This window comes from Lentzea sp. NPDC060358 (assembly GCF_042725365.1).
Lineage (GTDB): Bacteria > Actinomycetota > Actinomycetes > Mycobacteriales > Pseudonocardiaceae > Lentzea.
Genome location: NZ_JBHXCW010000345.1, coordinates 1 through 6,465, shown reverse-complemented (window position 1 = coordinate 6,465; position 6,465 = coordinate 1). Strand labels below are relative to the sequence as shown.

At 66.6% G+C, this 6,465-nt stretch carries 4 protein-coding genes and 2 tRNA genes; all 6 read left to right on the top strand.

Translation table 11 applies throughout. The features are described 5' to 3' along the window. Positions 1 to 118 precede the first annotated feature (118 nt). The 6 genes from ACFWGZ_RS38505 to ACFWGZ_RS38480 all read left to right on the top strand — a co-directional run bounded on the left by ACFWGZ_RS38505 (position 119) and on the right by ACFWGZ_RS38480 (position 6,464). A tRNA-Gly gene (locus ACFWGZ_RS38505) sits at positions 119 to 191 on the top strand. 1 nt (position 192) lies between these two features. Continuing rightward, positions 193 to 264: transfer RNA gene (locus ACFWGZ_RS38500), tRNA-Val, on the top strand. 158 nt (positions 265 to 422) lie between these two features. Further along, the gene (locus ACFWGZ_RS38495) at positions 423 to 1,031 is read left to right on the top strand and encodes a TIR domain-containing protein (RefSeq protein ID WP_382456528.1); all 609 of its coding nucleotides are present in this window, start codon (positions 423 to 425) and stop codon (positions 1,029 to 1,031) included. Then, the gene (locus tag ACFWGZ_RS38490) at positions 1,016 to 2,659 is read left to right on the top strand and encodes a KGGVGR-motif variant AAA ATPase (RefSeq protein WP_382456527.1); all 1,644 of its coding nucleotides are present in this window, start codon (positions 1,016 to 1,018) and stop codon (positions 2,657 to 2,659) included. The genes ACFWGZ_RS38495 and ACFWGZ_RS38490 overlap by 16 nt, the downstream gene beginning before the upstream one ends. A gap of 11 nt (positions 2,660 to 2,670) precedes the next feature. Next, positions 2,671 to 3,279, top strand: coding sequence for a hypothetical protein (locus tag ACFWGZ_RS38485; protein WP_382456526.1), 609 nt, complete (start codon positions 2,671 to 2,673; stop codon positions 3,277 to 3,279). Continuing rightward, complete coding sequence (locus ACFWGZ_RS38480) at positions 3,276 to 6,464, top strand: ATP-binding protein (RefSeq protein WP_382456525.1); 3,189 nt, start codon at positions 3,276 to 3,278, stop codon at positions 6,462 to 6,464. Before ACFWGZ_RS38485 ends, ACFWGZ_RS38480 begins: the two co-directional genes overlap by 4 nt. The last annotated feature ends 1 nt before the right edge of the window (position 6,465 follow it).

The following is a 6,465-nucleotide window of genomic DNA, read 5'->3' as shown; positions in this document are numbered from 1 at the left end:
CCGCTGGCGTTTCCAGGCATTGCCGGCCCGTGGCTTCACCCCCGAGATCAGCCGATTTGGAACTTCGGGGGGCCGTCGGATAAAGTTCCTCTCGCACCACGGGAAACCGAGGCGCAACGCGGATGTAGCGCAGTTGGTAGCGCATCACCTTGCCAAGGTGAGGGTCGCGAGTTCGAGTCTCGTCATCCGCTCGGACGATTAGCTCAGCGGGAGAGCACTACCTTGACACGGTAGGGGTCACAGGTTCAATCCCTGTATCGTCCACTCCGCTCGGAAGCCCCCGATCGAACATGATCGGGGGCTTCTTGCTGTCCAGGGCACGATCTGATCGCCAGTTTTTGTCCAATTATTGGTCAAAACGGCTTGAAATGCCCACTTTTTTGTCTTTTATTGCGGCGTGGCCGCCTCTACCGTTGTTGCTCGTGTCCGGCTACGAGTTCGATTTCTTCATCAGCTACAGCCGTCAGGGCAATGTCCAGAAATGGCTGTTGAACCACTTCTACAACAAGCTGAGGGACTGCCTCGCCGACGAGTGTGCGCCGACGCCGAGGATCTACATGGACCGCTACATGCCCAAAGCGGTGCAGTGGGCGCACAACCTCCAGACCTCGTTGCGGCGCAGCAAGATCATGATCCAGGTCATGACGCCGCACTACTTCACGTCGGGCTGGTGCATGGCAGAGCTCTACAGCATGCGTGCCCGGGAGGAGATGCTGGGCTTCGCGACCGCCGAGATCCCCCAGGGACTGATCTATCCCATTCTCTTCTCCGATTCCGAGAACTTCCCGGAGGAGGAACGGATGCGCAGTTATCACGACTTCAAGGAGTTCGCGCATCCCGACCCGGTCTATCAGCAGACCGTTCACTACTTCCAGTTCCACCAGGAAGTGAAACGGCTGGCCCGGGATCTGGTGGAACTGGTGGACCAGGTGCCCGACTGGCAGCCCGACTGGCCGATTGTCGAGCTCCCCACTCCCATCGTGACTCCGCGCCCGCCCTTGCCGAGGTTCAAACCATGTCCGGAACCGTGATCACGTTCTACTCCTACAAGGGCGGCGTCGGACGCAGCTTCACCCTGGCCAACACGGCTGTGCTGCTCGCGCGCTGGGGGTATCGGGTGCTCGCCGTCGATTGGGACCTGGAGGCACCTGGCCTCCACCTTTACTTCCGCCCCCATCTCTCCCAAATGCCGGACAGCGGTGTCGTGGATCTCGCTCACGACTTCCTCCGGGAGGTTGAGGTGCCACCGGCGCACACAGTGCGGGTCGATGTCGAGGGTGGCGTGCTCGACCTGATGGCGGCCGGCAAGGTGGTCGGGAACAAGCTCGATGCCTCCTACACGTACCGGATGCAGGGGATCGACTGGGAGGAGCTCTACGAGCAGGGCTTCGCCGCGTACCTCGAGGACCGCCGCGAGGAATGGATCGCCAAGTACGACTTCGTGCTGATCGACAGCCGTACCGGCGTCTCGGACATCGCGGGCATCTGCGCCGCGCAGCTGCCGGACCGGTTGGTGGTGGTCTTCACCGCCAACGAGCAGAACCTCAACGAGGTAGTGGACATCGTCCACCTCGCGGACCAGGCGAGGGACCGCCTGCCTTACGACCGGCCTCGTCACCAGGTGATGCCGGTGCTGTCGCGGCTCGACAACCGCATGGAGTACGAGCGGGCCGAGGAGTGGCAGCAGAAGTGCGTGGGCGTTGTCGCTCCGCTGTTCAGCAACTGGCTGGTCAAAGGGGTTACGCCGGAGCAGATGGTGCGGCATCTGACGGTGCCTTACATCTCGTACTGGAGTTTTGGCGAACTGCTGCCGGTGCTGGCCGAGCGGCCTCCGTCGTCGGACCAGATCTCCTTCGCTCTCGAGACCGTGGCGGCGGTGATCGCCCAGGAGTTCGACCGGACGGACCTTCTGGCCGACAACCGCGACGCCTACGTGGCCGCGGCCCGCTCGCGACACCGCCGCAAGTTCGACTGGGACCTGTTGGTGTCCAGCCCGAGGACGCTTTGGCGCACCGGCACGGAGCTCATCACCGAGCTGCGGTTGCTCGGGGTGGCGGCCGACAGGTCCGTGTCGGGAGATCCTGAATTCCTGGACCAGACCAACGATCCCGCCGAGCACCTCTGTCTCGTGGTCGACGGCGCGCTGAGCCGGTGGCAGCTGACCGAGGCGGAACGCTTCATGAGGCGCACGCTCGGACCGGACGGGTCGCAGCGGCAGATGTTCTGCCTGCTCACCCGAGGAACAGATCGCGAGCTGCTGCCCGGTTTCCTGCGCAGCCTGCGACACCTGGAGTTCGACCCGGTCGGGCGACCCGCGCAGGTGGCGCGCGAGCTGCACGACCTCATCAAGGCGGCTCCCGCCCCCGAGAGCGAGCCGGCCCTCGAGGCGTTGCGCACCGCAGAGGCCGCACTGCGCGAGCTGCCTGGTCACCTGGCCTACGAGGCACGGCTCGCACTGCTCGAGGAGACGGTGAGCGGAATGACGAGCGCCCTCGACGACGGGGACTTCGACCTCCTCCGGGACAGGTCGGCCGACCTGCTGCTGCTCGGCAAGAGCCAGCGCAACGGAACCGGGGTGCCGGTGCCAGGGCGGTTGCGCGCAGAGGTGAGCGCACTGCTCACCCGCATTGATCGACGAATCAACGCGTTCACGGAATGAAAGGCGGCGTGATGCCGGAGACGTACGGCCCTCAGGCACGGGCGGCACTGATGCAGCTGATGCTGGAAGACCGCGCCATCCCGCACAAGGAGTTGACCGACCGGTTCAAGATCAAGCTGCCACCAGCGGTGCGCGGCCCTTTGAACGACGGCGACCTGATGTCGACCTCGAAGGAGGCCGGCAGGCTCGTGCACGAGATCACCGACAAGGGTGTCGAGTGGTGCATGAAGGATCTCGTCGGCGGTGACGCGCCCACCCATGCCGGACCTCTGGCTCGGGCGCACACCGAGCTGCTCCGGCGAGTCATCGGCTTTCTCCACCGGCGCGGCCTGCTCGTCGAGGCCGTGCGGCCGGACGACCTGGAATCGCTGATCCGGGCAGCCTACAGCCATCTGGCCGGCACGCCGGAGGAGTGGATCCGCCTGGCCCGCATCCGCCCCCGGTTGAACGGAGCCGAGAAGAGCGAGGTGGACGAGGTGTTGCTGGAGATGATGAAGACCGGCACCGTCCACCTGGCGCCGGACTCGAACACGAAGATGCTCGGTGCGGACGACCGTGCCGCCGCGGTGCGGATCGGCGGTGAGGACTTGCACCTCATCGCGATCGAGGAATCGTCATGACCGCGAAGCTGCGGGAAGCGCTGGCTGCGTTGCGCTTCAACTCCGCCATGACACCCGACGACGTCTGGCAGAACTCACCGTCGCACGTCGACGGTCTGCACCCGCGAGCGGAGCACCGCATCAGGACCGGCATCGCGGACGCCAAGGCGAGCACCGGGCCGAGCCCGATCGGGCTCGCCCTGCAGGGGCGCAAGGGCATCGGCAAGACCCACCTGCTCGGTTCGGTGCGCCGGATCGTGCAGCAGGAGGGCGGCTACTTCTTCTTGATCGAACTCACGTCCGGCAAGTTGTTCTGGGACGACGTCGCGGACGCCATGCGCAGCGAACTGCTCAGGACCAACGACGACGGCGTGTTCCAGCTGACAGTGCTGCTGAAGCAGCTGTGTGAACGAGCTGCCGCATCGGCGGAGGTCACGCGCGCGGTTCTCGGCGAGGCTCCGCTGATCCCGGACGATCTTCGGGCACTCCTCAACGGATTGCGCCAGGTGGACGGGCGGATCGCGGTCGAGTGCGGCGACACGGTCAAAGCTCTCGTGCTCTACGCCTCCGAGTACGCGGACATCGGCCGCTCCTTCCTCGAAGGGCTCGACGAGCTGCAGGACGAGCGCCGTCATTGGGGCCTTCCCGCCAAGCCGAAGCGCCCGCAGACGCTCGTGCGGGACATCTCGCGCGTCCTCGCGATGACGGGGCCGTGCGTGGTCGCGGTCGACCAACTGGACACGCTGGTGAACAAGAGCCAGGACGCCTTCGACGACGACACGTCGAACAGCGAGCTGGCACAGGAGATCGCGCTCATCTCGGACGGGTTGATGCAGCTCCGCGAGACCACGAGGCGAACGCTGACGATCGTCGCCTGCCTGCCGAACACGTGGGCGAAACTCGGGTCGATAGCGAGCGACACCGTGGGCGACCGCTTCACCACGACTCCGATCCTCTCCGCGATCATGGACGGTGGGATCGCTCGCACGCTCGTGGAGAAGTGGCTGGGGACGATCTACCAGCGCAAGATGATCACCCCGCCGCACCCGACCTGGCCCGTGGCCGACGAAGCGTTCGGTACCTGGCAGCCGATGACTCCGCGCGAGTTGCTCAAGCGGATCCACGCACATGCCGAGAGCTGCTTCCACGGCGAGATCGTGGAACTGCGGTCGTTCGACGAGAAGCAGGAACCTCGAGAGGAAGCGGTGCGGAGCACCCCCGCGGTGACTGTCGAACCGGAGCACGACGACCTCGCCGAGCTCGACGCCGAGTTCGCGCGACTGCGTTCGAAGGCGAGTCTTGCGGCAGCGGACGTCAAGCCGCACAACGAGGACGAGGTCATGCCGGCACTGCTGCTGGCGGGCCTGAGGTCCTGGGTCACGGAGATCGGCAACGACGACCTCACCTGGCACCCGGAACCACAGCTGGACGACAACAGCCTGCACGCGGCGCTCCGCCACACCGTCGACGAGGAGAAGGACGTCGAGGAGCGCTGGGTGTTCCGGCTCATCGCCAGCAGTCACGGCAACCGCGTGCTGCGCAGGCTGCGGGACGCCCGGGCCGCGGCGAAGAGCGTGCGGGGCCGCCACCTGATCCTGATCCGCAACGGCTCCAAGGGGTGGACCGGCGCGAAGACCCGCGGCGAGGTCGCGGAGTTCGAACGCAGCGGCGGCAGGAGCATCGATGTCTCCGACGACGACCTGCGCACCTTCGGCGCGCTCAAGGAGATGTGGTCGACGCAGAGCTACCAGCTGTTCGCCTGGCTCGCCGCGCGCCGACCCGCCAGCAGCACGACGTTCCTGCGGCAGATCATGCCCGATCCAACCAGGTCCACCCCGAGGGGTGGACGGCAGGAGACGCGTCCTCCGCCGCGTCAGGTGGATGAACCGCCCGGACACGAACGGGATCTGAGTTTCGAGCAGACTCCGCAACCGCGGCCGAAGACCGAAGCGCCGCAGCCGCAGTCGAAGGAGCACATGCCTGTCGTTCACGACGGGGAGATCGTGCTCGGCATGGACGGGGAGATCCGGATCGCGCTGGAGTCGTTGCGCAAGCACGCGATCGTGTTCGCCGGGTCCGGTAGCGGCAAGACGGTGCTGTTGCGGCGGATCGTCGAAGAGTGTGCGTTGCAAGGGGTTTCGGCGATCGTGCTCGACCCCAACAACGACCTCGCGCGGCTCGGGGACGCCTGGCCCGAGGTGCCGGGGGAGTGGCGGGACGGGGACGCGGCCAAGGCTGCCGCCTACCTGGCCGGGACCGAGGTCGTGGTGTGGACGCCGGGGCGGGCCGGTGGGCGGCCGCTGGTGTTCCACCCCCTGCCCGACTTCGCCGAGGTGCGGGGGGACGAGGACGAGTTCGCGGCTTCGATCGAGGCCGCCGTGACTCGGCTGGTGCCCCATGCTCGGATCGCCAACGAGACCAAGTTCGCTGTTCGGGGGCGGGCTGTGCTCAAGGAGGCGTTGAAGTACTACGCGCGCAACGATCGGCGGGATCTCAACGGGTTCGTGGACCTGCTGGCGGAGTTGCCGGACGGGATCAGCAAGTTGAACTCGGCCGCGGCCACGGCGGCGGATCTCGCGGAGACGTTGCGGGCGGCGATGGTGAACGATCCGCTGCTCGGTGGGCAGGGGGAGCCGACTGATCCCGGTGTGCTGCTGCGGCCTTCGGAGGGCAGGAAGGCGCGGATCTCGGTGATCAGTTTCGTCGGGTTGCCGTCCGACGAGCAGCGGCAGGGGTTCATCAGCCAGCTGCAGCTCGAGGTCTTCGCCTGGATCAAGCGGAACCCGGCGGTGGACCGGCCGCTCGGCGGGTTGCTGGTGATGGACGAGGCGCAGACGATCGCGCCTTCCGGTGGGGTCACGGCCAGCACGCAGACGACGATCCTGCTCGCTTCGCAGGCCCGCAAGTACGGGCTCGGGCTGTTGCTCGCCACGCAGGCGCCCAAGGGCGTGCACAACCAGATCACCGGCAACGCCACGACGCAGTTCTTCGGGCGGTTGAACAGTCCCGCGCAGATCGCGGCGGCCACGGAGATGGCTCGGGCCAAGGGGAGTTCGGTCGCGGACATCTCGCGGCTGGAACGCGGGCAGTTCTACGTCACCGGCGACACGTTCGGGTTCCGGCGGATGCGGGCGCCGCTGTGCCTGAGCCACCACCCGCCCAGCCCGCTGCGGCTCGAGGAAGTGGTCGAGCGGGCCAGGAGGTGAG